Consider the following 24,180-nt stretch of genomic DNA (forward strand, 5'->3'; position numbering starts at 1 on the left):
TTTGCAACAACCGCGGCAGAAACAACGGCGGAGGAGCCTATCCACCGCTCTCTATCTCCCGCAGGAGATCCAGCCCGCGCTGGTATTTTTCCGGGTTTTTGCCGGCTAGCTCGGCTTGATGAAGATTGTCTTCGAGGTCTGCCCGCTTGATGGGCAAAGCGAGCGGGTTTGCCGCCGCGCGCCTGACGAATTCGTCGTTCGGCTCGTCGAGCCGCCGTGTCAGCGCATCCACGGCGGAGATGATCACAGGCGGAAAACCTTCTTCCCGCAGCCTGTCGAGCGTCCAGCCGCTGCCTTTCTCGGCGACGTCATGAAGGTAGGCGACGGTTCGCGCTTCTTCGCCGGAGACGAGAAGGGCAACCCGCTGGCAGTGCTCGAAGAAAGGCCGGCCGGTCTTGTCCGTTTGCCCGTCATGCGCTTCGAGCGCGATCTGGATGGCGTGGTCGAGATGCTGCATTGAAATCACGGCCCCTCGGTCTGCCTGACCTTCCCAAGGGAAGGCTTTTCGCCCGTCGTGATCTCGACATCTGACACTTTTGTCTCGGCAACTCGGGCAGGCGCCGCCCGCGGCGGATCGAAATCGCCGCTCTCACCTGCCCCCTGGAGCAGAGCTGCGTCGTCCCGGTCGTCTTCGTCGATCAGATCCTGCAGCGTCTCATGCTCGTTCTCGCCGGCCAGTTCGTCGCAGGCCTGCTGCCAATGGCGCAGGTCCGCGCCCATGGGACGGCCTTCGGCCTCCCAGATCTCATAGGCGCGCCGGCGGATCTGCTCGTGCTTGTCTATGGCCATGATCTCCTCCAGCTAGGCTGCCATGTCGCGGCAGCTTTCGGCGCAGCGTCGGCAGGCATCGACGCACGCCTGCATGTCGCCCACCCTTTCGCAATCGGCCGCGCATTCCGAGCAGATTTCCGCGCATTCGCGGCAGGTATGTTTGTGGTGATCCGTGCCGATCAGCATGAAGTGCGCTGACGTGCGGCAGATCTCGGCGCAGGCCATCATCAGCCTGAAATGCGCGGGTTCGGTATGCTTGCCGCCGGCTTCGAGACAATGGTTCATCGCCGTCTGGAGACAAATGCTGTAGCAGAGTAGGCAATTGTCGATGCATGCCTGCATTCTCGCGTCGAGCTGATGCATTTTCCATCCTCCTCGTCAGGGCGTGTTGATGGTCGGCAGAAAATCCTCCACCTGCTTGCGGTCGGCCTTCGAAAGCGTCTCCACCCGCTCCTGCCAGAACCGTTCGGCCTCCGGCGGATCCTCCTCCCATTGGCGAACGGTGGTGATGTTGTCGTCGATCTTGGAGCGGCGGCGGCCGCCGAGGCGAAGATACTCCCTCGCAAGTCTCAGGCTTGGAGTTTCGGTGCCGGTATCGCGATCGGCCGCGGACCCTGCGTTGCGTCGCGCATTTTCCAATGCCTTCTTGCGATCGTTCTCGGCCTCCGCCGTATCGGCGGATCGCGCGTCATCAGTGCCGCTCTCGGGCGGCACAATCGAATTGGAAGTCATGCCTAATCCTCCTTCCATCATGCAAAAGCATGTTCACGCCTGACAGCCGACCCGGCGGCATTATGGACAAGGCGTGTAAACCCCGGACCGCCACGGATCACCTTCGATGCTGTGATCCAATAACCGTCCAAGGCAGCGAGAGTTCCGGAAGGAGCGATTGATTTGGAAGGACGGCCGCCCGAGCGGGTGGCCCGGCGCTCAATGAACGGCCATGCTCACCATGCGATAGGGATGCACCGCTTCGAACTGCAATATCATCGCCGTCGCCTCCTGCAAGACGAGTTCGGCATTTTCGGGATCATCGCGGGCAAGCTCGTCGGCATTGACGCGGATCGCTTCGGCCATGTTGGTGGAAAGGGCGGCAAAGTGGCTGTTGCCCTCCACCAGCGCCTCGCGGGCCGTATCCTCCAGCGTACGGGCAATATCGACGAAGACTTCTTCGCGTTCCTCGATGCTGAGGTCTTTGATTATATTGGTTCTTTCTTCCATTTCAGCCACTCCGAAAAGACGTGGGACATAACCGAGCTCATCAAGCCTCGATCACCGAAGAGCTGGGGATGCCGAAATCCGAATTCAAGCCTTGGTGCGGCTGGAACTCGCCCGAAATCCGAGCGCGACGACCATCGTCTTTATGTCGAACGCAGGATCCGATTTTCTGTTCCCTCAGGCGTCGGTAATCGTTGACCGAGAGCGCCAATTTTTCGCCACCCTCTTGAAATCGAACAACGTCAAACCAGTTCAATCGCGCAGGCGCGCGCGCGATTTAGCGACCCGCTCGGGCTGATCACCTGGCCTGTCGGGCTGCCTGAAATCCACTGCGAAGATCCGTCAATTAGCTGCCTATGAAGGAGTGAGGACATGGCTGCTAAAGAAGTCAAATTCAGCACCGAAGCCCGTGACAAGATGCTGCGCGGCGTCGACATTCTCGCCGATGCGGTCAAGGTCACGCTCGGCCCGAAGGGCCGTAACGTCGTGATCGACAAGTCCTTCGGCGCTCCGCGCATCACCAAGGACGGCGTCTCGGTCGCCAAGGAAATCGAACTCGAGGACAAGTTCGAAAACATGGGCGCCCAGATGGTCCGCGAAGTCGCTTCGAAGACCAGCGACATCGCCGGCGACGGCACCACGACCGCAACCGTTCTCGCCCAGGCGATCGTCCGCGAAGGCGCCAAGGCCGTTGCAGCCGGCATGAACCCGATGGACCTGAAGCGCGGCATCGATCTTGCCGTCAGCGCCATCGTCGCGGAATTGAAGACCAATGCCCGCAAGATCTCCAACAATTCCGAGATCGCCCAGGTCGCCACGATCTCGGCCAATGGCGATGCGGAAATCGGCCACTATCTGGCAAAGGCCATGGAAAAGGTCGGCAATGACGGCGTCATCACCGTTGAAGAAGCCAAGACCGCCGAAACCGAACTCGAAGTCGTCGAAGGCATGCAGTTCGACCGCGGCTATTTGAGCCCTTATTTCGTCACCAACGCCGACAAGATGCGGACCGAGTTCGAAGATCCCTACATTCTCATCCATGAGAAGAAGCTCTCGAACCTGCAGTCGATGCTCCCGGTTCTCGAAGCCGTGGTTCAATCCAGCAAGCCGCTCCTCATCATCGCCGAGGATGTCGAAGGCGAAGCGCTCGCGACGCTCGTCGTCAACAAGCTGCGCGGCGGCCTCAAGATCGCCGCCGTGAAGGCTCCCGGCTTCGGCGACCGCCGCAAGGCCATGTTGGAAGACATCGCCATCCTGACCGCCGGCACCGTCATCTCCGAAGACCTCGGCATCAAGCTCGAGACCGTCACGCTCGACATGCTCGGCCGGGCAAAGAAGGTCTCGGTCGAGAAGGAGAACACCACCATCGTCGATGGCGCCGGCTCCAAGTCCGACATTTCGGGCCGCATCGCCCAGATCAAGGCCCAGATCGAGGAAACCACTTCCGACTACGACCGCGAGAAGCTGCAGGAACGCCTTGCCAAGCTCGCCGGCGGCGTTGCCGTCATCCGCGTCGGCGGCTCGACTGAAGTCGAGGTGAAGGAGAAGAAGGATCGCGTCGACGACGCGCTTCATGCCACCCGTGCGGCGGTCGAGGAAGGCATTCTGCCGGGCGGCGGCGTGGCGCTGCTGCGCGCCGTCAAGGCGCTTGACGCCGTCAAAGCAGCCAATGACGAGCAGCGCGTCGGTGTCGACATCGTCCGCCGCGCCCTCGAGGCGCCGGCCCGCCAGATCGCCGAAAATGCCGGAGCGGAAGGCTCGGTCATCGTCGGCAAGCTGCGCGAGAAGAGCGAGTTCTCCCATGGCTGGAACGCCCAGACCGGCGAATATGGCGATCTCTATGCGCAGGGCGTGATCGATCCGGCCAAGGTGGTGCGCACCGCGCTACAGGATGCCTCCTCCATCGCCGGCCTTCTCGTCACGACCGAAGCGATGATCGCCGAGCGGCCGAAGAAGGACGCTTCTCCGGCAATGCCTCCGGGCGGCGGGATGGATTTCTAAAGCATGTCGCGCAAAAGTGTGCGGCGGTTTTGCGCTCACGACATCCGCAAACCCAAAACCTAAAGTGCGGCAAGCGAATCTGAAAGATCGCGACGCACTTGAGAGCATCGGCTCGATTATCAGATGGCCAAGGAAGGTGTTCGCGGATGGGCAGCGATGTCAGCGCGGCGGCTGCCCGGGCGCATTTCGCCTGAGAATGGTCATCTCCTCATGCTGAACTTCGTTCTCGTCGTTCAGCACGGCGCGCCACAGCCTGTTGCCGAGGCGGAGCGACACCCGCTTCGTGCCCGCATGTTCGGCCGTGCCGATTTCGACGGAGCTGACGATGGAGCCATGCCGCATGTGGCGGCGAAGATCGGCCTGCGACAGGCCGAACCGCTCCGCGAGTTCGGTTGAATCCAGTATGAAATCCCCGTTCGGGTCGCGTTCGATCAGCATCGGTTCATCCTTCACCATCAGGCCACCGCCGGGATTGGGGCGCTGTCGTTCGGCAGCAGCCGCGCCACGGCGCTCAGGAGATCCGTCTGCGAGATCAGGCCGAGGATTCGGTGGTCCTCGTCGACGACGATGACGGCATGTGTGTGCCCGTCGGTCAGCACGGGCAGCAAAGACAGGGCCGCATCCGCTGGCCTTGCCACTGCCGGCCTCGATATCGCGCCCGCGATGGTCTCGGTGCTCGCCGACAATTCCCGCAAGCCGACGGTGCCGATGAGGCGGCCTTCGGGATCTTTCACCGGCAGCGTGCGTATATTGTGTTTCAGGAGAAGCTGGCGTGCGGCCGCCGGTTCGGCCGCCTCGCCAACGGCGATCACATCTCGCGACATGATATCGGCGCAGCTGATCCTGGCGTTCGACCGGATGGTCGCCTGCAGCTCGACCTGATGCAGCAGCCGGCTGAGGTCGGCGCGATCGATATCGAAGGTTTCGTCAAGCGTTTCGAGAGCCGCATCGATATCCTCTTCGCGGAAGCCCACCCGCACGGCGGACGGCAGGTCGATCGTCTGATGCGTATTCTCGGCGGGCTTCGGGACGACATGCGGATAGTTCCGCCGGGAAAGCTTGTGGAACAGCAGGCCGAGACCGACGAGGATACAGGAATTCAGGGCGACCGGCACGAAGGGAAAGAGAAAACCCCATCCGGCAACGACAGGCCCGCCGAGAACGGCGGTCAGCGCCGCAGCCCCGCCCGGCGGATGCAGGCAGCGCGTGAAGGACATCGCGCCGATGGCGAGCGACACGCCGACGCCGGTCGCGATGATCGGATCACGGATGAAATAGGCGGCGACGATGCCCATCATGGCGGAGATGGTGTTGCCGCCGATGATCGACCATGGCTGCGCCAGCGGGCTTGCCGGCACCGCGAAAAGCAGCACGGCGGAGGCTCCCATCGGCGCCACGATCAGCGGAAGGTGCGGCCCTTGCCCGAAGAAATAGCCGCTGATGACGCCGGTGAGGCCGATCGCCAGCAAAGCGCCGAGGCAGGCGATCAATCGCTCGCGCAAGGTCGCACCCGCCAGGATCGGCGAGAACAGGCGGAAGCGACGGAAGCGGCTCGGTCCCACCTTCGGGGAAACGGGATACTGCATGACAAGACCAATATTGAGCGAGGATGATCGGGCGGCTGAAGGAAAGACGTTCGGGCTAGTTCATCGCCAGCCTGATATCTCTTCCCTTGGTCGCGCTGAGAACTTCGTGGAAGGCATTGAACGCGCTGGGGCGGTCATTCCTACGCGAGACGAGCAGCGTTTCCACAGGCCCCAGCGGGTGGGTCTGGAGCGACGTCGGCCAGTGCATCAGGTCGAGAACCGATTTCGGCATGACGCCGGCCGTGTTGCCGGCCGCAACGCTTGCCAGGATCGCATGGTAGGAGCCGAGCTCGCTGGTCGGCAGGGCGCTCGATTTGCGCGCCCAGTTCTCGGCGATCCTGCGATAGGTGCAGCCGGGCTCCAAGGCGGCAAGCGCGCCGACGCGAAGGTCGGCCGCGGATTTGATCGGGGAATGGCCTGACGGCAGAACGATCAACAGATCCTCGACGAAGACCGGCTCCATCGCCAGCGTCTTCAGCTCGGCATCGAAATCCGAATCCTCCTCGCGCATCGCCCTAGGCGGACGGGCGATCAGCGCGCAATCCAGGGCTTCGGTGAGCACCGCGCGGGCAAGATCGCGGGAGGCACCCATCGTCAGCTGCAGCGAGACGTCAGGCCACATCTGGTTGAACTGGGTCAGCGCAGCCGGCAGCCTGCTTGCCGCCGTGCTCTCCATCGTGCCGACCCGCAGCGTTCCCGAGGGGGCGAGCGGCCGCACGGCCTGGCGCGCTTCGAGCGCAAGCGCCATCAGCCTGTTGGCGTATGCGAGGAAGGTCTCCCCTTCGCGTGTCAAAGTCATCTTCTTGCCGTCACGGCTGAAGAGGGAAGCGCCGAGATCTTCTTCCAATTGCTGGATGCGCGTCGTCACGTTCGAGGGCACCCGCCCGACGGCCCTGGCGGCTTTCGTAACACTGCGGTCGCTGGCGACGGCGAGGAATATCTCGATCGACGAAAGGTCCAATGAAAATCTCGTTTTCGAAATTATGGAGACAGATAATTCTCTATATAAAAACCATCGCCCCGGCTCAAGTCGTATTGCGATATAGTTTTCCTACCCAAGCGAAAGCGGAAACGGTTGCCGAAAAAAGAAACGCGACGCCGAGGAAATAGCCAGACAGGCCCGGACATTGCCGCTGCCGGACCGATGGCACGAGGGTTTCGGGCTGGCACGAGGTTTGCATCTGCAATTCCATCTGCAGATCGACCGACGAAGACCCATGTTGCACCTTGTCCTGACCTGTCTTCTCCTGAGCGTTGCTTCCGGCTTGAGCATGCGGCGTTTTCTTCTGCCCTATTTTTCGGCCGGCGATATCGCCGAGAAGTCCGCTCCGGTCACGATCGTCGCAAGCGCCGTCTTTCTGGCGGCAATCGCTTTCACCGTTTCCGACCAGGACCTCTGGGCAAAATCCGTCATCCTGATGCTCGGCCTCCTGCTGGCCGCCATGCTCGACGACGCAAGGCCCAAGCTGACGATCGCACTCTCCGCCGTCAGCCTTGCCGCCTATCTCGGGCTGCGCTCGATCGCCTGAGCGCGGATAAAGCCATTCCGCCCAAGCCTTCACGGCTTCCATTCCATCGCGTCGATGCACTTGCGCAACCGGAAACGCTCCGGTGGCAGCCGGAGAATATTTCAAGCGACGCGTGAAAATGATTTCAAATCAAGAATGATATTGAATCATACTTCTCTAATATAGAATATGAGGGAGCCAGGTCAGAGACCGGCGACACAGAAACTCATTCGATGAGCGACGATCATGGAGAGCGATCCCGCAAGAAAGATCTGGTCGGAATGGTATGCATGGCATCCGGTCCTGCCGATCGACGACACAGTGTTCTGGCTCGAAACCGTCTACCGGCGGGAAAGCCCAGACGGTTTCTGGCAATATCGCTCGTTCCGCACCGAATGCGAACGCCGGCAGGCGTCAGCTGACATACCCCTCTGTCCCGGCGCTTGACGCATAACGCGCGGAAGCGCCTGCGCCGTCAGGAGGCGAGCGCGATCGACGGCCTGCGGCCCTCGGCGACCGCGGTCTGGAAGTGGGAAATTCTTTCGTTCAGCACCTCCACCTGATGCCGGAGCCGGTGAATCTCGGCGGTGTTTTCCTCCACCATGGCGGCATTGTGCTGGGTGATGTGCTCGACATCGCGCACGGCGTTGTTCACCTCGTCGATGCCCTTGTATTGCGTGGTCGTGGCAGAGGAGATGACCTGCACCAGCCCGTTGATCGAGGTGAAGTGCTGCATGATTTCCGAAAGCGCCTTGCCGGTTTCCTCGACGAGCTGGACGCCCGCGCCGACCTGGGTCGCGCTGTTGGAGATGAGCTGCTTGATCTCGCGGGCGGCCGTGGCGCAGCGCTGCGCAAGCTCGCGAACCTCCTGCGCCACCACGGCAAAACCTCTGCCGGCCTCTCCCGCGCGTGCGGCTTCGACACCCGCGTTGAGCGCCAGAAGATTGGTCTGGAAGGCGATCTCGTCGATCACGCCGATGATGCTGGTGACCTTCTCGGACGACCGGTTGATGGCGCCCATCGCGTCGATGGCCTTGGCGACGACGGCTGCGGAGTGTTCCGCCTGGCGGTGGGCCTCGGCGACGGAGCGCGACGTCTGGCTCGCATTTTCAGCCGTCTCCCGCACGCTGGCGGTCAGTTCCCCAAGCACTCGCGAACTGTCTTCGAGGGCTGCGGCCTGCTGTTCCGTGCGGCGGGCCAGATCGTCGGCGGCGCCCGAAAGATTGGTGCTGCCCTCGGCGATCTCATAGGTCGTGTTGCGAACCTCGGCGAGCGTAAGGCGCAGCGCATCGATGGCGTGATTGTAGGTGCGGGCCATCGCGACATAATCCGCGGCGAGATCCTCGCTCATTTCGGCGGCGAGATTGCCGTTGGCGAGCTTGCCGAGCATATCGGAGAGCGCATTCAGAGCTTCGCTCTGTTCCGCCTCGATCCGAGCCTGCTCGGCCGCCCGGCGGGCCTGTTCCAGTTCGTCGCGCGCCCTGTTGGCTTCCGCGACCTCTTCCAGCCTGGTCTTCTCCAGCGCCTGGTCGCGGAAGACGGTGACGGAGCGGATCATGTCGCCGATCTCGTCGGCGCGCTTGCCGTCGCCGATCGGGACGTTGAGATCGCCGTTGGCAAGCCTCATCATGGTCTGGGTGATGCGCTTCAGCGGGCCACGCAGCGTTTCGATCAGCATGAGGCCGCCGATGATCGCAAGCACCGTGCCCGCAATCATCGCCGCGAGCGACATCGTGGCCGAACGCTGGCTGATCTCCTTGCCGCTTTCCTGCGCGGTGCTGACGAATTGCTCGAGTGTGCTGCTTGCCGCAGCGACGAGCTCGGTCGCCGCTTCCCTGTTCTTCTGCCACCGGTCGGCGATCGATATCAGAAGCGAGCTGTCCTTTTCGATCGAGGCAAGGGACGGCTCGATCTTCTTCGCAAGCTCCTGCAAGGCGGCGTTTTTCCCGCTTAAGGGGACGAGCTCGGCAGCGCTTTCGCGCAACGCCTTGAGATCGGCGAGAACGGCATCGCGTGCCTCTGCATCGACCCGCCTGTTCAATTCACTCAGGTGCAGGCGCAGATCGTCGATCGATTTGAAAGCGGTATTGACGATCGCCACCATCGAGCGAAGCGTGGCGATATTCGCATCCATGCCGACAAAACGCTCGATAGCGGTATCGGCATTGCCGGAGGCGAGCTTTCCGAATTTCTCCTCGAAGCCCTGCAGATCCTGGTCGACGGCAGCATAGCCCTCGAGCGTAAGATTGGCGCTGTCCTTGGCCATCGCGGCGAGCTTGTCCAATACCGGCTTCAGCGCTGCAATCTGGCTTTGGGCCTTGTCGGAGGCGACTGCGGCGCTCCCGCCGACCTCCTTGACGAGCGGCGGCAGGAGATTGCCGAGAGCGCCGGCGATATCCGCCGGGGCAGTAGCCTGCGCGGCCGCCTTGCGCAATTTTGCAATGCGCTGCGCGAGATTCTTATAGACAGAGGCATCGAGGAGCAGCGCCCGGACGAAGGCCTCTTTTCCGTTCGCCTGATCCTGGAGAACGTCGAGCTGCTTACGGGCGGTCTGGCTTTCCTTGAAAAGCTGCGCCACAGCCTGATCGATCGCCTGTTCGGTATTCGTGCGCTCTTGTGCCACGGCCCAAAGCGCGTCGGCGCCGCCCTGCATCTTGCCGCCGAGTTCGCGCACCGCCGAGATCTGCTGCTTCTGCGAGGGATCAACCAGCATGGCGTCGAGCGTCGCAGCACCCTTCTCCTGATCGGAGATGCCGGCGATCAACCGGTCGCGCGTGGCCGCCGTCGGAAGATCGGTAAAGGCGGTCAGCGAGGATCTGAGTTGCTGGAAACTGGAAAGCGTATCGATCGTCTGCCGCGTCAGGGTCATCTGGCCCTTGAGCGTTCCAGCGGTGAAATAACCGAAAAGGCCGATACCGGCGATGAGGACGATCAGAGGCACCACGAAGAAGAGAACCTTCGTCACGATCCGCATGCGCTGCAACAGTCGATCAATCAACGCCATAAAATAGTCCCCGTCCCAGGAATGGTCCCGCCTGATCGTGCCACCGTAGCCGCAACTGCTAAAAAAATGGTCAATGGTGTCGAGTTTGTTCGGAGCCGCCAAATGCGTACCCAAGGCCCCATTTTCCGCATCCCGAGATTCGCTGATAAACCCCGCCGTCTACTCGACGTCATCCTCGGCCTTGTGCCGAGGATCTGCTGCCCTATCGACCGGAGGCAGATGCTCGGGACAAGCCCGAGCATGACGATGGAGAGGTTGACAGCCTGGGTCAGGGGCATCGAGGGCGTATTTCGCGCCCTCGTCCTGATTCATTCAGCCGATCGCCATCAGGCTCGCATTGCCGCCGGCAGCGGCCGTGTTGATCGAGGTCGACACTTCCTCCAGCAGCCAGTTGAGGCAATAGGCTTCGGGATCGCTCGCCAGTTCCTCGCTGGTCGCGGCCTGGACTAGGAGAAGCGGACCGGGCAGCGCGGCGATCTTCCGGTTGACGGCGAGAACCCTGTCGCGATCGCCTTCGACGAGCGCACCGGAGAAAGGCCCATCCTTTTCCCAATCCGACGCCCAGGAAATCCGGCCGGCGAGAGCCGCCGGCAGATCCGCCAGGACCGACTTCGATATGGAGCCCGCGTCGACGGCGATATGGTTGCCCGTGGAAAGAGCGGCGGCGATCTGGCGATGCAGCCCGCCTTCGGTCTGCGGCACGAGAAGAATTCGACCGCGCGGATGGAGCGCGTAGAGATTGCGCTCGCCGACGGGACCGGCGAGTTCGCGTTCGAGCCCGAGCGCCGAACGGCTCGCATAACCGCGCGCCGCTTCCCCTTCCGCCGTCAGGCCCTTCTTGTCGAGCCAGACGATATAATCGCGAAGGGCGAGATCGGTATGCACGGAATCCTGCTGCGGCGGCACGGGCGCGCGCTGCACCAGCCGGCCGATATAGAGCGGACCGCCGGCTTTCGGGCCGGTTCCCGACAGGCCGCGGCCGCCGAAAGGCTGCACGCCGACGACCGCGCCGATGATGTTGCGGTTGACGTAGAGATTACCGGCTTTGATGCGGCTCGTCACATGCGCGATCGTTTCGTCGAGCCGGGTGTGGAGCCCGAATGTGAGGCCGTAGCCCGATGCGTTGATGTCGTCGATCAGGCGATCGAGACCGTTTCTCTTGAAGCGGACGACATGCAGCACCGGACCGAAGATCTCCCTCGTCAGGTCCGACAGCGACTTGATCTCGATGATCGTCGGCGGAACGAAGGTGCCCGCCGCAGCACTTTGCGGCAGCGGCAGCTGCTCCACCTTGCGGCCGGCGGCGCGCATCGCTTCGATATGCTTGTCGATCTCCGTCTTGGCGCCGTCGTTGATGACAGGCCCGACATCGATGCTCAAGCGATCGGTACGGCCGATCGACAATTCACGGAAGGCGCCCTTCAGCATGGCGAGCGTCCTGTCGGCCACGTCGTCCTGCAGGCAGAGGACGCGCAGCGCCGAGCAGCGCTGGCCGGCGCTGTCGAAGGCCGATGTCACGACGTCGGCCACGACCTGTTCGGCCAGGGCGGAGGAATCGACGATCATGCCGTTCTGGCCGCCGGTTTCGGCAATCAGCGGGATCGGCTTGCCGGTTGCCGACAGGCGTTCGGCAAGCTGCGCTTGGATCATGCGCGCGACCTCGGTCGAGCCGGTGAACATGACGCCGGCCGTTTCCTGAGCGCCGACCATGCCCGCGCCGAGGCGGCCGCTGCCGGGCACGAATTGCAGCGCGCCGACCGGCACACCTGCTTCGTGGAGGATCTTCACGCTCTCCGAGGCGATGATCGGCGTCACGCCGGCCGGCTTCGCCAGCACGGGATTGCCAGCGACGAGGGCTGCGGCAACCTGGCCGGTGAAAATCGCCAGCGGGAAATTCCACGGGCTGATGCAGACGATCGGGCCGAGCGGCAGATGCGACGGACCGAGGGTCTTGCGGGCCTGATCGGCATAATAGCGCAGGAAGTCGACCGCCTCGCGCACTTCGCCGACCGCGTTGGCGGCCGATTTGCCGGCCTCGCGCATGATGATGCCCATCAGCACCTTGATGCGGGCCTGCATGATATCGGCCGCCCGATCGAGGCAGGCGGCGCGCTCCGCCGGCGGCACCGCCGCCCATTGCGGCGCATACTCGGCCGCCATCGCAACCACACGGGCGGCCTCCTCGACTTTCAGCTCTGTCACCGTGCCGACGACGTCGCCGTGATCGGCGGGATTGGGGACATCGCGTGTCACGCCATCCGTGGAGCCATCGGCGAGAATCGGAAGCGCATGCCAGGGCGTGACAGCCGTGGAGGCGAGCGTCTCCGCCAGGTCCGAAAGCGTGGTTTCGCTCGAGAGATCAAGGCCGCTCGAATTGGCGCGCGCGCTGCCGTAAAGGGCCTTGGGTGCCGCGATCTGCACATGCGGGGCGCCGACGACGGGCATGGCCGCGACGGTCTCGGCCGGATCGGCGATCAGCGCCTCGACCGAGACGTTCGGATCGGAGATGCGGTGCACGAAGGAGGAGTTGGCGCCGTTTTCGAGCAGGCGGCGGACGAGATAGGCGAGCAGCGTCTCATGCGTTCCGACGGGCGCATAGATGCGGCAGGGCCGGTCGAGCTTTTCCTTGCCGACGACCTCGTCATAGAGCGGTTCGCCCATCCCGTGCAGGCACTGGAATTCGTATTTGCCGACCGCGAAATCAGGCCCTGCCAGATGATAAATCGCAGCCAGCGTTTGCGCATTGTGGGTGGCGAACTGCGGAAAGACGGCATCGGCGGCGGCCAGCAGCTTGCGTGCGCAGGCGATATAGGCGACGTCGGTGTAGATCTTGCGGGTATAGACCGGATAGTCGTCGAGACCGTCCAACTGAGCGCGCTTGATCTCCGCATCCCAATAAGCGCCCTTGACGAGACGGACCATCATCCGGCGCCCGGAGCGGCGGGCGAGATCGATGATGTAATCGAGCACGAAGGGGCAGCGCTTGCCGTAGGCCTGCACGACGAAGCCGAGCCCGTTCCATCCGCCGAGCTCCGGGGCAAAGCAGAGTTCTTCGAGGAGATCGAGCGAAAGCTCCAGCCGGTCGGCTTCCTCGGCATCGATATTGAGGCCGATATCGTAACCCTTGGCGATAACCGCGAGCGCCTTGACCTTCGGCAGCAGCTCGCCCATCACTCGGCCGGCCTGCGCTCTGACATAACGGGGGTGAAGGGCCGACAACTTGATCGAGATACCGGGACCGTCATAGATACCCCGGCCATCCGCCGCCTTGCCGATGGCGTGGATCGCCTTCTCGTAATCCTTGAAATAACGCTCGGCGTCGGCGGCGGTCGTCGCGGCCTCGCCCAGCATGTCGTAGGAATAGCGGAAGCCGCGCGCTTCGAGCGGCCGGGCGCGCTTCAGCGCTTCCTCGATCGTTTCGCCGGTGACGAACTGCTCGCCCATCATGCGCATCGCCATATCGACGCCGCGGCGGATCACCGGCTCGCCGGCACGCGCGATCAGCCGCGTCAGCGCCGCCGACAGGCTGCGGTCGTTGACCGTCGAAGTCAGCTTGCCGGTGACGACGAGACCCCAGGTGGCCGCGTTGACGAACATGGATTTGCCGCCGCCGATATGCGAGGTCCAGTTGCCCTCGGCGATCTTGTCGCGGATCAGCGCGTCGCGGGTGTCCGTGTCGGGAATGCGCAGCAGCGCTTCGGCAAGGCACATGAGCGCGACACCTTCCTGGCTGGAAAGCGAATATTCCTGCACCAGCCCTTCGACGCCGGTGCCCTTGTGCTTGGCGCGCAGCGCCTCGATCAGTGTGCGGGCCGTGCTGCGGATGTCATAACGCTTGGCCTCGGAAACGCGCGCGGCCGCAACGAGCGGCGGCAGGCATTCGGTTTCCGGACGGCGATAGGCTGATGTGATCGCCTGGCGGAGCTCGGATTGCGGCCGGATCGGCGGCGCAAAAGCGGCGAACGGCGCGCTGCCGGCGGGATCATTGGAGGATGCGGGGTCGATCGCTGCGTTCAACATGGGAGTCCCTGATCAAAGAATGTTTCGTCTAACGGATAAATGGAACACCGGGCTCGTCATCCCAGAGCGCATCATCCAGAAAAGCGGGGCCGGAATATTCCGTCTCGCAAAGCGGGCGCGCATCCGGCTTGTCGCGCTTGAGGGTGAATGCTGCCGCAACCGCTCTTATCGCCACCGGCCTGTAGTGAGCGAGCAAGTCGGGCTTCCGCTCGTCATCCGCTTGTTTCTCGTGCATCCGTGATCCCCTCCTGGTGCGGCGCCGCTGCCGATCCCGGCAATGCGCCAGGCGCTCACGCCTTCCTCCCACTGCCGACGCATAATCTACCATAGCCGCAAATCGCGATCTCACTTGATTTTAGCGGTTTTCAAGCTGTATGAACTTATAAAACGATCACCGAGAGTTCAAATGGCCACAGAAGCCGACATCTTTAGTGAATTGGACCAATTCGACAGAAAGATCCTCGCGGCTCTCGCCGAGGACGGGAGACTGTCGATCACCGATCTCGCCGCGCGCGTCGGGCTTTCCAAGACGCCCTGCCAGATCCGCTTCAAGCGGCTGATCAACGACGGCTACATCGAAGGCTTCAAGGCCGTCCTCAACCCCGCGAAAATGCAGCTCGACCACATCGCTTTCGTCGAGGTGAAGCTCTCCGACACCCGCGAGGCGGCGCTGAAAAGCTTCAACGAGGCCATCAAGAAGATCCGGGAAGTCGAGGAGTGCCACATGATCGCCGGCCGGTTCGACTATCTCCTGAAAATCCGCACCCGCGACATCGGCCGCTACCGCCGCGTGCTGAGCGAGCGCATCTCGACGCTGCCGCACGTTGCCAACACCTCGACGAATGTCGCGATGGAGACGATCAAGGAAGGCTGGGACAAGTTCGGGGCGAGTCTTTCGTGACTGTGATCCGCGGGAGATGATGGCCACCTCCCGGTGAATGGCCACGGAATATCAAACCACAACAAACCGGGCAGCGACTTTGCGATCGCTGCCGGCTCCAAGCGCCTCTCCAATCACATTGACAGAATATCGGCGGCGTTACATTGCTGCCGACCAAGGGGACCGTTGATGTTTGTGTCGGAAGCGTTTGCACTGAGTTCAGCCGTATGCATTGCGCTGAGTTCCATGTTCATAAGCGAGCTCAATGGCCGTGTGCCCTTGATGCGGCTCGCTCGCTGGCAGCTCACGGCGGGCTTCGTGATCACGGCCGGCGCGGCAACGGCCCTCGGAGGCTGGACCACCCTTGGAATGTGGCAGATAGGAAATCTGGCCGCATCGGGTGCCTTTGGAATTGCGCTTGCCAGCACGACCTATTTTGCTGCGATCTATACGGCCGGGCCGCGTCTCACGGCCCTGCTCTTCTCACTGACCTCCCCATTCGCGCTCATCATGGGATACTTCGCTTTCGGTGAGACGATCAGCGCCACCCAGGGCGTGGGCGTTGGATTGATCCTTGCCGGTATCGTTATCGCAATTGGCGTTCGTCGCCGTCGGCCACCGGCCATGATACCTCTTGCAGACGCAGAACCCATCGAATCCGTCCCGATCAGCGGATCGTCGCCATCCCTCCTCGGCATATCGCTTGGCATCCTCACGGCATTCGGTCAGGCTGTGGGAAGCCTTCTTGCCCGTCCCGCGATGGCTTCAGGGGTCGAGCCTTTCGCAGCCATGGCGGTGCGCTCCGGCCTGGCAGTTCTTTTCTTCTGGGCGTTGCTGGCATTGCCGAAAGTCCGGCAAGAAGTAGCGGATTTCCGCAAAACCGATTTCGGCATCGCCGTCATAGCGGCGTTCTTCGGCACCGCGCTCGGCATGTCCTTGTTGATGGCTGCGCTTAGAACGGGAAACGTCGGCATCGTTTCGACGCTCTCCTCCATGACGCCCGTCGTCATCCTGCCGATGGTATGGCTGCGAAGCGGTCAAATGCCGTGCATCCATGCCTGGTGCGGAGCAGGACTTGCCATCATCGGGACGGCTTTGATCAGCGTCAGATAAAACGAAATGACGGCTATCGGCTCGAAGCGGACATTCGGCTTCTTTGAAAACTTGAACTGACGGCCAGTCAACAACATGATTGGAATAACGAAATCGGAAACTGACCAAACATGATGGATTTAGAGGAAAAAGCATCGCCAGCAAAACGCGTGGCCCTTTTCGCGTTCGTGCTGACCTGGGCTGCTCTATGGTTCGCGTGGGTCTGCGTTGCAATCGCTCGGTCATACATCCATTACGGCAACGTGGTTTATGGCACCCAAATGTGGGTCCTCCCGCTCACCATGCTGCCGTTGGTTTTGGCAGCGCCTGCTATCCTCACATTGGGGTTAGAGCGATTCGGACCCCTTCGCGGGGCTTTCTTGATCACGTTGGTCGGGGCCTGCACGAGCGCCTTGCAAGCTTTTCTGGTCCTGGGGGCATCTGGCGATGACCCATTATTCGCTGGCTACAGTAGGCCGCTGCTGGTGATAACCAACCTCGTCCCTGGCGCTGCTTGGGGTCTTGTCTATTCTTGGCTAGCCAGCCAGAGGCAAAAATAGCTCGTCGCATGCTTCAACTCGATTCCGCGTTGGTAGGTGAATGACTTCATCCGCTTGTGGCGCAATACTGCCGAACGCCCGATCCTCTACGTCTTGCTTTCGAACCGGTCACGGCGTCTGATGCCGCCAAGAGATGGATCGCTTGACATAAACGAGTCTTCGCCGATCGAATCCGGGAATGAGGAACAGGATGGATCACGCCAACAGCCCGCAGGCACCGGTGAGCGAGGATAAGGAAGTGCGCCGGCTGCAATATCTTCCCTGGGAGCGTATCGCGTCGGATCTCGATCATCCCGCTCATCTCGCCCGCAAAGCCGCACTCAGGCGATCATGCGCGGCCGCGCTGGCCGAGACGTCCTATATCGCCGAGAATGCCGCGATCTTCACCGAAAGCCTGACGATGGGCGAGCGGTCGTGGATTGCGGGGCACGCGCTCGTGCGCGGCGATGTCGTGCTCGGTGACGATTGCTCCGTCAATCCCTATGCCTGCGTTTCCGGCAGGGTGACATGCGGCAATGGGGTCAGGATTGCTTCGCATGCGTCGATCGTGGGCTTCAATCATGGCTTCGACGATCCTGATCTGCCCATACACCGACAGGGTGTCGTCAGCATCGGCATAACCATCGGCGACGATGTCTGGATCGGCGCCAATTGCGTGATCCTCGATGGCATCACGATTGGAAATGGCGCCGTCATTGCTGCCGGGGCGGTCGTCACCGGGGACATTCCCGCCATGGCGATTGCCGGCGGCGTGCCTGCCCGGGTGCTGCGCAGCCGAGGCTCGGCGGCCAGGAAATCCAGCACGGGAGATACCGAAGACCAATTGGTCAGGCTCGGGCAGAAGGCGAAGGAGCAATGGCCGGATATTCTTGCACGGTGGAGAACGCAGGGCCGTTATGAATCGCTGGAAGCGGACGGCGTCAGACGGCCGGCGATCCGGCACCTGTGTGATGCGATCGAGATCGCAGCCGGCTTCGGCCAGTTGCCGTCCGGACTCGATCCGTCAGAGACCGTGGAGCGCCTGCAAGGTCTGCAGGACCGGGAAACCGGCCTTTTTCCGGAGGAACATGCGCGTGCACACGGCGGCGTATTGAGGGATGATCCGAAGGCTCTCTATAACGTTCTATCGGTCGGCTATGCGCTTGAACTGCTCGACTCGAATCCGCGGCATCCTGTCCAGGCGGTCGAGCTCGACGCCGAAGAGCTTGACGCATGGCTGCGCGCGCTGCCCTGGCAAAGCCGGGCGTGGCATGCCGGCAGTGTGGTCGATGCCATCGGCACCGCCATGTACTTCAACGCCCGGTATTTCGGCATCCGGCAATCGCGGCAGGCGCTGTTCGAATGGCTGAGCCGCCATGCCGACAGCGTCTCCGGCCTATGGGGCGAGCCGACGGCGCTGGAGGGATGGCTCCAGCCGGTGAACGGCTTTTATCGCCTGACACGCGGCACTTATGCCCAGTTCGGCGCGGCACTTCCCCATCCGCACGCGGCGCTCGAAACGGTTCACTTGAACTATCGCAACCACAAGGGCTTCGCCGGGGCGAAGTACAATGCCTGCAACCTGCTCGATACGATCCATCCCCTGCTGCTGATTGCCCGGCAGACCGATTACCGCCGGGCCGATGGCGAGGCGATCGCCCGCAGCCTCATCTCGCGGGCGCTCAACAGATGGCGAGATGGCGAAGGCTTCCCGTTCGCCGACGGCGGCGAAGCGAGCCTGCAGGGAACGGAGATGTGGCTTTCGGTCATTCACCTGGCGGCCGATTTCCTCGGCCTCGCGGACCAGTTCGCCTTCGTCCCCAAGGGCGTGCACCGGACGGCAACGCCTGGGCTTGGCTTCTGATCAGCCGTGCAGCGAGGCCGTCAGCCAGGCGGCGGCGAGATCGCGCACATGGCTGCGCTTGGCCTTGATCGGCACGATCACGTTATAGCGGCCTTCGGCGGCAAGCTCGGTTTGCGAGGCGGGCACCAGGGTTCCGTCCTCCAGGAAGGTGCCGATCAGCATGCGCCATCCCAGTGCAATCCCCTGCCCGGCACGCGCGGCCGCGATGCTTTCGGTGTAATGGTTGAAGCGAAGCGACGGCTTGATCTCGATATTGCCGCCGGTCAGCGACACCCATTGCGCCCAGCCATACCAGGAACGATCGAGCACATCCGTTTCGATGAATTCGTCGGTGGAGCCGAGCGGGCCATCTCCCCGGCGCCTGAGGTGGTCGGGAGAGCAGACGGGGCAGACGACGTCGCCGCGCGAGGCGATCACGGTTCCATCGCTGAAGGGCGGCATGCCGTAGCGGATGGCCACGTCGATCTCTCCATCGTCGAGAGCGATCGGGCTGTCCTGGGAGATCACCCGTACCAATATGCCCGGATTCGCTCGGCGGAACTCCGCCAGCCGCGGCAACAGCCAGAAGGAAGAGAAGGCGACGGTCGCCCCGATCGTCACCACGTCCTGGCTGCGCGACTGCATCGCTTCCACGCTCTCTGCGATATCGGCGAAGCTCTTGGCGAGCGTCGCGCCGAGACTGATGCAGGCCGCCGTCGGCTCGATTGCCCTGTGCTTGCGCACGAACAGGGGCTGGCCCAACTCCTCCTCCAGCAAGGCGATCTGCCGGCTGACCGCCGCCTGGGTGACGCCGAGCTCGGTCGCGGCCGTCGTGAAGCTTTTCCGTCTGAGCACAGCCTCCAGCGTCACCAGGGCCGTCAGCGACGGGAGCCGTTTTCGGAATTGCATCTTCAATCCTCTTTTCACATAATAAAAACTTATGCGAGCGTGATTTTTTATGCCGTTGAAACCCCGTAACTGCAAGGGCAATCTAGGGAAACTCTCACATAAGAGGTTCTCATGCTAAACAAGCTTCCATCTTCGATTTCGGCCCTTCTCGAAGCCCGCGCCGATGGCCATTCCCTGCCGGCCGGCCTCTACACCAGGGAAGATGTGTTCGAAGCTGATATCGACGTCTTCTTCCACAAGCACTGGATCTGCGTCGGCCTCGACTGCGACGTTCCCGAGCCGGGCGACGCCACGGTGATCGATATCGGCAAGACGAGCCTCATCCTCCTGCGTGACGACGACGGCGAACTCCGCGTGCTGCACAATGTCTGCCGCCATCGCGGCTCCCGGCTTCTCAATGCGGGCAAGACAATCGTTTCGAAGCTCGTCTGCCCCTATCACACCTGGACCTATGAACTGACAGGCGAGCTGAGCTACGCTCCCCACATGGGCAAGGATTTCGACAAGGACTGTCGCGGCCTGAAGCCGGTCACTTTCAAGTCCATCGGCGGGTTGATCTATGTCTGTCTCTCCGACAATCCGCCGGAAGACATCGCGCTCCTCGAGCAGACCATGGTCGAGCGCCTCGCCCCCTACGATATCCGCAATGCCAAGATCGCCCACCAGACCGACGTCATCGAAGACGGCAACTGGAAGCTGACGATGGAGAACAATCGCGAGTGCTACCATTGCTCCGCGAACCATCCGGAACTCTGCGTCTCCTTCGTCGATCTCGACTTCGGCTTCGACCCGGAAACGCTGAGCCCCGAGGATCGCGAACAGGCGGAAGAGCATTTCCGGCTCTATGAGGAACGCACGCAGGCCTGGGAGGCCGACGGTTTTCCCTCGGCCGCCGTCGAGCAGCTCACCGACTGCGCCACCAACTTCCGCACGCAGCGGCTGATCATATCAGGTGCCGGCGAATCCCAGACCCATGACGCCACCGCCGCATCTTCCAAGCTGCTCGGCCACATGACCCGCAAGGATCTCGGCGATACCCATCTCTGGGGTCACAACAGCTGGAACCATTTCATGGGCGACCATGCGGTGGTGGCGACCGTCATTCCGCTTTCGGCGGGCAAGACGCTGGTGCGCACCAAATGGCTGGTCCACAAGGATGCCGTCGAAGGCGTGGATTACGATCTCGACAAGCTGACGGATGTCTGGATCGCGACCACCGACCAGGACGCCGATCTCGTTGCCCGCTCGCATGCCGGCACGCTCGATCCCGCCTATCAGCCCGGCCCCTATTCCCGCTTCTCCGAGACGAACCTCGACAAGTTCGCCGCCTGGTACATCGACCGGATGCGCGCCCATGGGTATTGACCTCACATCCATGCGTCTAGGTCAGAGCGCGCAGCAGGTCTGGGATTCGGAGACCGACGAGACCCTCGTCTGTCTCGACGTCCATCAGGAGACGCATGACGTGAAAAGCTTCACGTTCGCGTCGCCCGAAGGCAAGCATTTCCACTTCGATGCCGGCCAGTATTTTCTGTTCGACTTCCCCAGCGGTTCGGATGGCGAGGCGCGATGCTACAGCATCTCGTCGTCGCCCCATCGAAGCAACGCCTTTACGGTGACGGTCAAGCGCGTGCCCGGCGGCCGGATATCGAACTGGCTCCACGACCACATGGCTCCAGGCATGACCGTCAAGGGTCAAGGACCGCTTGGTCATTTCATCCGACCCAAGGGCGAGAAGATCAAGCTTCTGCTGCTCTCCGGAGGTTCGGGCATCACGCCCGTCATGTCGATCACACGTGATCTGGCAGACCGCTACGAAGCGTCGGACATCGTCTTCCTGCACGCGGCGAGAACGCCTGCCGATCTGATCTTTCGCCATGACCTTTCGGGGCTCGCAGCGAGGATGAAGGGACTGCGTCTCCAGTTTCTTCCCGAGACGGTCGCCGGCGAATTAGCATGGCCAGGGCTGACCGGCCGGATCTCGCCGGAATTCCTCAAGCTTGCCGTTCCCGACATTGCCGAACGCGTCGTCATGTGCTGCGGTCCCGCGCCGTTCATGGCGGCGGCGCGTTCGATCACGGCGGCTCTCGGCGTCCCGGTAGAAAACTATATCGAAGAGAGCTTCGACGCCGCCGTCATCGACGAGCCGGGCCTCGACGTCGAAGTACAGCCGGCGACGAGGACTTTCCAGGTCGAATTCTCGAAACAGAACAAGACGTTGGAAGTCCCGTCAGACCAGACCGTGCTTTCAGCGGCAAAGAAAGGCAGCGTCCGCCTGCCCTCCTCCTGCTCGAACGGGGTCTGCGGGACCTGCAAGTCGAAGCTTGTCTCCGGCTCGGTGGAGATGAGCCACAATGGCGGAATCCGGCAGCGCGAAATCGACGCCGGTTTCTTCCTGCCCTGCTGCTCCAAGCCGCTCAGCGATCTCGTCATCGAGCGCTGAGCACCGCCCACCCACCTCACGAACCGGAAGGATTGCCTCGGATGCTGCGAGACGAAAGCTGTTCCACCGAGCCATCCGGCTCGACCATCTTCAAGGACGAGAGAAAGCAGGCTTATCTCAACCCCGAGGGAGCCGACCGGCCCCTCATGAGTCCCGTGCCGGCCGAAACGCTCGACAGGGCGCGCCGCTACCGTCTGGAACGGTTGCGCCTGAAGATGCGCGAATGGGATTGCGGCGCCCTGCTGCTCTACGATCCCGTCAACATCCGATACGCTTTCGATTCCTCGAACATGAGCATCTGGACGATGCACAATCCGTCGCGCTACGCCCTGATCCTCGCCGACGGTCCGGCGATCCTCTTCGAATTCGAAGGCGCCGAGCACGTCAATGACGGACTGCCCGGCATCGACGAGATCCGGACGGCGAAGTCGTGGATATTCTTCACCGCCGGGAACCTGATGGAGCCTCGGCTGAAAGCCTGGGCGGACGAGGTCACGGATCTCATGAAGACCAGCGGCGGCAACAGGCGCCTGGCGGTGGACAGGCTCGAACCGTCAGGCGCATTCGAACTCCGGGAACGCGGATTTACGCTGCTCGACGGCCAGGAACTGGCCGAGCGGGCGCGGTCGATCAAAAGCGCCGAGGAGATCGAACTGATGCGATGGACGATCCGCGTCTGCGAAGCCGGCATGGCGCGGATGTACGAAGTTTCCGAGCCCGGCCGCACCGAACGCGAGATCTGGGCCGAGTTGCACTTCGAAAATGCGCGCAGCGGCGGCGAGTGGCTCGAAACCAAGCTTCTGACCGCGGGTCCGAGAACCAATCCCTGGTATCAGGAATGTTCGGACTACGTCATCAAGCGCGGCGAGATGATTTCCTTCGATACCGACATGATCGGTCCCTACGGCTATTGCGCGGATCTCTCGCGCTCATGGACGGCGGGCCATGTCGCCATGAACGCCAAGCAGAAGGAGCTTTACGCCGCAGCCAGGGATCAGATCGAGTACAATCTTTCCATCATCAGGCCTGGCATGACATTCGGCGAATTCAACGAACACTCATGGCAGATTCCGGAGAAATACCAGCCCTATCGATACACCCTCGCCCTGCACGGAACCGGCATGGCGGATGAGTGGCCCGGCGTCCTGCTGCATCCGGATTTCGATCCCGATTTCAGCGGCATCATCGAGGAAGGCATGGTGCTCAATGTCGAAAGCCTGATCGCCGAGGCCGGCTCCGAAAGCATCAAGCTGGAGACCCAGGCCCTGATCACGGCCAAGGGCGCGGAACGGCTGGACAGCTTTCCCTGGGAAGAGATCTGAAACTCTCTGCGTTCAGTGCGCTCTCGCAGCGGCCGCGCGGTGCTGGGAGGGCGTCTGCCCGAATGTGCGCTTGAACGTCCTCGTGAATTGCGAGGCGTTTTCGAAGCCGACATCCAGCGCGATCTCGATCAGCGGCGCCTTCGACTGGGCAAGGATCGATTTTGCCCGCTCCATGCGGACACGGTTATAGGCCTTGGCGGGAGACATTCCCGTCTTCTCGATGAAGATTCTCTCCAGCTGCCGCCGGGAAAGCCCGACCATGGCGGCGAGCTTCTCGATCGGCATGCTGCCGTCGACGAACTGCTCCATGGTGATCATCGCCGCCTTGACGCGGGCATCGTCGTAATCGTCGTAGAGCGGACGCCGGGGCTGAATGTCGGCCGGAGCACGGGCCTTCTCGATCTGCAGCACTTCAAGCGCGTTTCGTTCGGCATCACGGCTGATGTATTTCCGGACCAGCAACGCCGCCATGTCGGCAGCACTGCTGCCGCCGGCGCAGGACCCGCGCTGGCGATCGAGATTGAAGAGCCGGTCGGAGCGAACGCTGAGTTCTGGGAACCGCTCGCGGAACTCCCTGTAATGCAGCCAGCTCACGCAGGACTCGTGCCGCTTCATCAGCCCCGCCGCGGCAAGGATGAACGAACCGGTGCACACGCCGATCAGCGGCACCTTCTTGGCATCCGCCTGCTTGAGGAAGGTGATGGTCTGCTGGTCGACGGGGTTTTCCACGCTGAGAAGGCCGCCGACGACGGCGATGTAGTCGAACCGCGCGGGATCGACGAAATCGGACGTCGGCGCAACCTGGACGCCGCAGCTCGAGGTGATCAGATGACGCGTGCTGCCGATCACCTGCCAGTCGGCAAGCACCCTTCCGGAACGGTCCTGCTCATCGCTGGCAAGCCGCAGCGTATCCACGAACAGCGCAAAGGCGGACAGCGTGAACGACCGCGACAGAACGAACCCAACCTTGAGCCGGGCGGCGGGTTTCGCGGCTCCGTCTGCCTGCCGATGCTGCCCGGGTCGCATAGTCATCTCATCACCGTC

At 62.4% G+C, this 24,180-nt stretch carries 22 protein-coding genes; 9 read left to right on the plus strand and 13 right to left on the minus strand.

The window, feature by feature from the left end:
- Nucleotides 1-37 precede the first annotated feature (37 nt).
- From QD408_RS08300 to QD408_RS08320, 5 genes are all read right to left on the minus strand, one after another.
- Nucleotides 38-457 (minus strand): metal-dependent phosphohydrolase, encoded by a 420-nt coding sequence (locus QD408_RS08300; protein ID WP_414138990.1) that lies wholly within the window; start codon nucleotides 455-457, stop codon nucleotides 38-40.
- Between the two features lie 5 nt (nucleotides 458-462).
- The gene (locus tag QD408_RS08305; protein WP_414138991.1) at nucleotides 463-789 is read right to left on the minus strand and encodes a DUF2934 domain-containing protein; all 327 of its coding nucleotides are present in this window, start codon (nucleotides 787-789) and stop codon (nucleotides 463-465) included.
- 12 nt (nucleotides 790-801) lie between these two features.
- Nucleotides 802-1,134 carry a four-helix bundle copper-binding protein gene (locus tag QD408_RS08310; RefSeq protein WP_414138992.1) on the minus strand — a complete coding sequence of 111 codons (333 nt, stop codon included), beginning with the start codon at nucleotides 1,132-1,134 and terminating at the stop codon, nucleotides 802-804.
- A 15-nt stretch (nucleotides 1,135-1,149) separates the two neighbouring features.
- Nucleotides 1,150-1,503, minus strand: coding sequence for a hypothetical protein (locus tag QD408_RS08315; protein ID WP_414138993.1), 354 nt, complete (start codon nucleotides 1,501-1,503; stop codon nucleotides 1,150-1,152).
- Between the two features lie 198 nt (nucleotides 1,504-1,701).
- Nucleotides 1,702-1,992, minus strand: coding sequence for a hypothetical protein (locus QD408_RS08320; protein ID WP_088684132.1), 291 nt, complete (start codon nucleotides 1,990-1,992; stop codon nucleotides 1,702-1,704).
- A 369-nt stretch (nucleotides 1,993-2,361) separates the two neighbouring features.
- Between QD408_RS08320 and groL the strand changes: the two genes are divergently transcribed.
- Entirely contained in the window at nucleotides 2,362-3,990 is a 1,629-nt protein-coding gene (groL, locus tag QD408_RS08325) for a chaperonin GroEL (protein WP_088684131.1), read from the plus strand.
- Nucleotides 3,991-4,149: 159 nt separating this feature from the next.
- Here groL and QD408_RS08330 read toward each other — a convergent pair whose 3' ends face one another.
- From QD408_RS08330 to QD408_RS08340, 3 genes are read right to left on the minus strand one after another with little or no spacing between them, the layout of a single operon-like run.
- Complete coding sequence (locus QD408_RS08330) at nucleotides 4,150-4,428, minus strand: DUF6522 family protein (RefSeq protein WP_414139015.1); 279 nt, start codon at nucleotides 4,426-4,428, stop codon at nucleotides 4,150-4,152.
- 17 nt (nucleotides 4,429-4,445) lie between these two features.
- Nucleotides 4,446-5,576 (minus strand): HPP family protein, encoded by a 1,131-nt coding sequence (locus QD408_RS08335; RefSeq protein ID WP_414138994.1) that lies wholly within the window; start codon nucleotides 5,574-5,576, stop codon nucleotides 4,446-4,448.
- Nucleotides 5,577-5,631: 55 nt separating this feature from the next.
- Nucleotides 5,632-6,537 (minus strand): LysR substrate-binding domain-containing protein, encoded by a 906-nt coding sequence (locus QD408_RS08340; protein WP_088684129.1) that lies wholly within the window; start codon nucleotides 6,535-6,537, stop codon nucleotides 5,632-5,634.
- Between the two features lie 256 nt (nucleotides 6,538-6,793).
- Here QD408_RS08340 and QD408_RS08345 point away from each other — a divergent pair, with 256 nt between their 5' ends.
- Together QD408_RS08345 and QD408_RS08350 are read left to right on the plus strand one after the other, a co-directional pair.
- Nucleotides 6,794-7,105, plus strand: a complete 312-nt coding sequence (locus QD408_RS08345) for a hypothetical protein (RefSeq protein WP_414138995.1) — start codon at nucleotides 6,794-6,796, stop codon at nucleotides 7,103-7,105.
- A gap of 225 nt (nucleotides 7,106-7,330) precedes the next feature.
- Complete coding sequence (locus QD408_RS08350; protein ID WP_088684127.1) at nucleotides 7,331-7,531, plus strand: hypothetical protein; 201 nt, start codon at nucleotides 7,331-7,333, stop codon at nucleotides 7,529-7,531.
- Between the two features lie 28 nt (nucleotides 7,532-7,559).
- Here QD408_RS08350 and QD408_RS08355 read toward each other — a convergent pair whose 3' ends face one another.
- From QD408_RS08355 to QD408_RS08365, 3 genes are all read right to left on the minus strand, one after another.
- Complete coding sequence (locus QD408_RS08355; protein ID WP_414138996.1) at nucleotides 7,560-10,088, minus strand: methyl-accepting chemotaxis protein; 2,529 nt, start codon at nucleotides 10,086-10,088, stop codon at nucleotides 7,560-7,562.
- Between the two features lie 312 nt (nucleotides 10,089-10,400).
- The gene (gene putA, locus QD408_RS08360; RefSeq protein ID WP_414138997.1) at nucleotides 10,401-14,108 is read right to left on the minus strand and encodes a trifunctional transcriptional regulator/proline dehydrogenase/L-glutamate gamma-semialdehyde dehydrogenase; all 3,708 of its coding nucleotides are present in this window, start codon (nucleotides 14,106-14,108) and stop codon (nucleotides 10,401-10,403) included.
- Between the two features lie 28 nt (nucleotides 14,109-14,136).
- Nucleotides 14,137-14,343 (minus strand): hypothetical protein, encoded by a 207-nt coding sequence (locus QD408_RS08365; protein ID WP_088684123.1) that lies wholly within the window; start codon nucleotides 14,341-14,343, stop codon nucleotides 14,137-14,139.
- 171 nt (nucleotides 14,344-14,514) lie between these two features.
- Between QD408_RS08365 and QD408_RS08370 the strand changes: the two genes are divergently transcribed.
- From QD408_RS08370 to QD408_RS08380, 3 genes are all read left to right on the plus strand, one after another.
- The gene (locus QD408_RS08370; RefSeq protein ID WP_414138998.1) at nucleotides 14,515-15,009 is read left to right on the plus strand and encodes an Lrp/AsnC family transcriptional regulator; all 495 of its coding nucleotides are present in this window, start codon (nucleotides 14,515-14,517) and stop codon (nucleotides 15,007-15,009) included.
- A 168-nt stretch (nucleotides 15,010-15,177) separates the two neighbouring features.
- Nucleotides 15,178-16,101 (plus strand): DMT family transporter, encoded by a 924-nt coding sequence (locus QD408_RS08375; protein WP_414138999.1) that lies wholly within the window; start codon nucleotides 15,178-15,180, stop codon nucleotides 16,099-16,101.
- Between the two features lie 729 nt (nucleotides 16,102-16,830).
- Nucleotides 16,831-18,483: an acyltransferase gene (locus tag QD408_RS08380; RefSeq protein ID WP_414139000.1), complete on the plus strand. Its 1,653-nt coding sequence runs from the start codon at nucleotides 16,831-16,833 to the stop codon at nucleotides 18,481-18,483.
- On the opposite strand, the gene QD408_RS08385 is transcribed toward QD408_RS08380, so the two are convergent.
- Nucleotides 18,484-19,371 (minus strand): LysR substrate-binding domain-containing protein, encoded by an 888-nt coding sequence (locus tag QD408_RS08385; RefSeq protein WP_414139001.1) that lies wholly within the window; start codon nucleotides 19,369-19,371, stop codon nucleotides 18,484-18,486.
- Between the two features lie 111 nt (nucleotides 19,372-19,482).
- Here QD408_RS08385 and QD408_RS08390 point away from each other — a divergent pair, with 111 nt between their 5' ends.
- Genes QD408_RS08390 through QD408_RS08400 form a run of 3 tightly spaced genes read left to right on the plus strand, consistent with a single transcriptional unit; the run spans nucleotide 19,483 to nucleotide 23,136 of the window.
- Entirely contained in the window at nucleotides 19,483-20,736 is a 1,254-nt protein-coding gene (locus tag QD408_RS08390; RefSeq protein WP_414139002.1) for an aromatic ring-hydroxylating oxygenase subunit alpha, read from the plus strand.
- Nucleotides 20,726-21,814 carry an FAD-binding oxidoreductase gene (locus tag QD408_RS08395; protein WP_414139003.1) on the plus strand — a complete coding sequence of 363 codons (1,089 nt, stop codon included), beginning with the start codon at nucleotides 20,726-20,728 and terminating at the stop codon, nucleotides 21,812-21,814. The genes QD408_RS08390 and QD408_RS08395 overlap by 11 nt, the downstream gene beginning before the upstream one ends.
- Before the next feature lie 41 nt (nucleotides 21,815-21,855).
- A complete protein-coding gene (locus QD408_RS08400; protein ID WP_414139004.1) occupies nucleotides 21,856-23,136 on the plus strand; it encodes a M24 family metallopeptidase in 1,281 nt (426 codons plus the stop codon).
- A gap of 12 nt (nucleotides 23,137-23,148) precedes the next feature.
- Here the strand turns inward: QD408_RS08400 and QD408_RS08405 are convergent, their stop codons facing one another.
- Nucleotides 23,149-24,162, minus strand: coding sequence for a GlxA family transcriptional regulator (locus QD408_RS08405; RefSeq protein ID WP_088684110.1), 1,014 nt, complete (start codon nucleotides 24,160-24,162; stop codon nucleotides 23,149-23,151).
- Between the last annotated feature and the right edge of the window lie 18 nt (nucleotides 24,163-24,180).

Origin of the sequence: Rhizobium sp. BR 249 (assembly GCF_047445895.1) — a bacterium.
GTDB lineage: Bacteria > Pseudomonadota > Alphaproteobacteria > Rhizobiales > Rhizobiaceae > Rhizobium.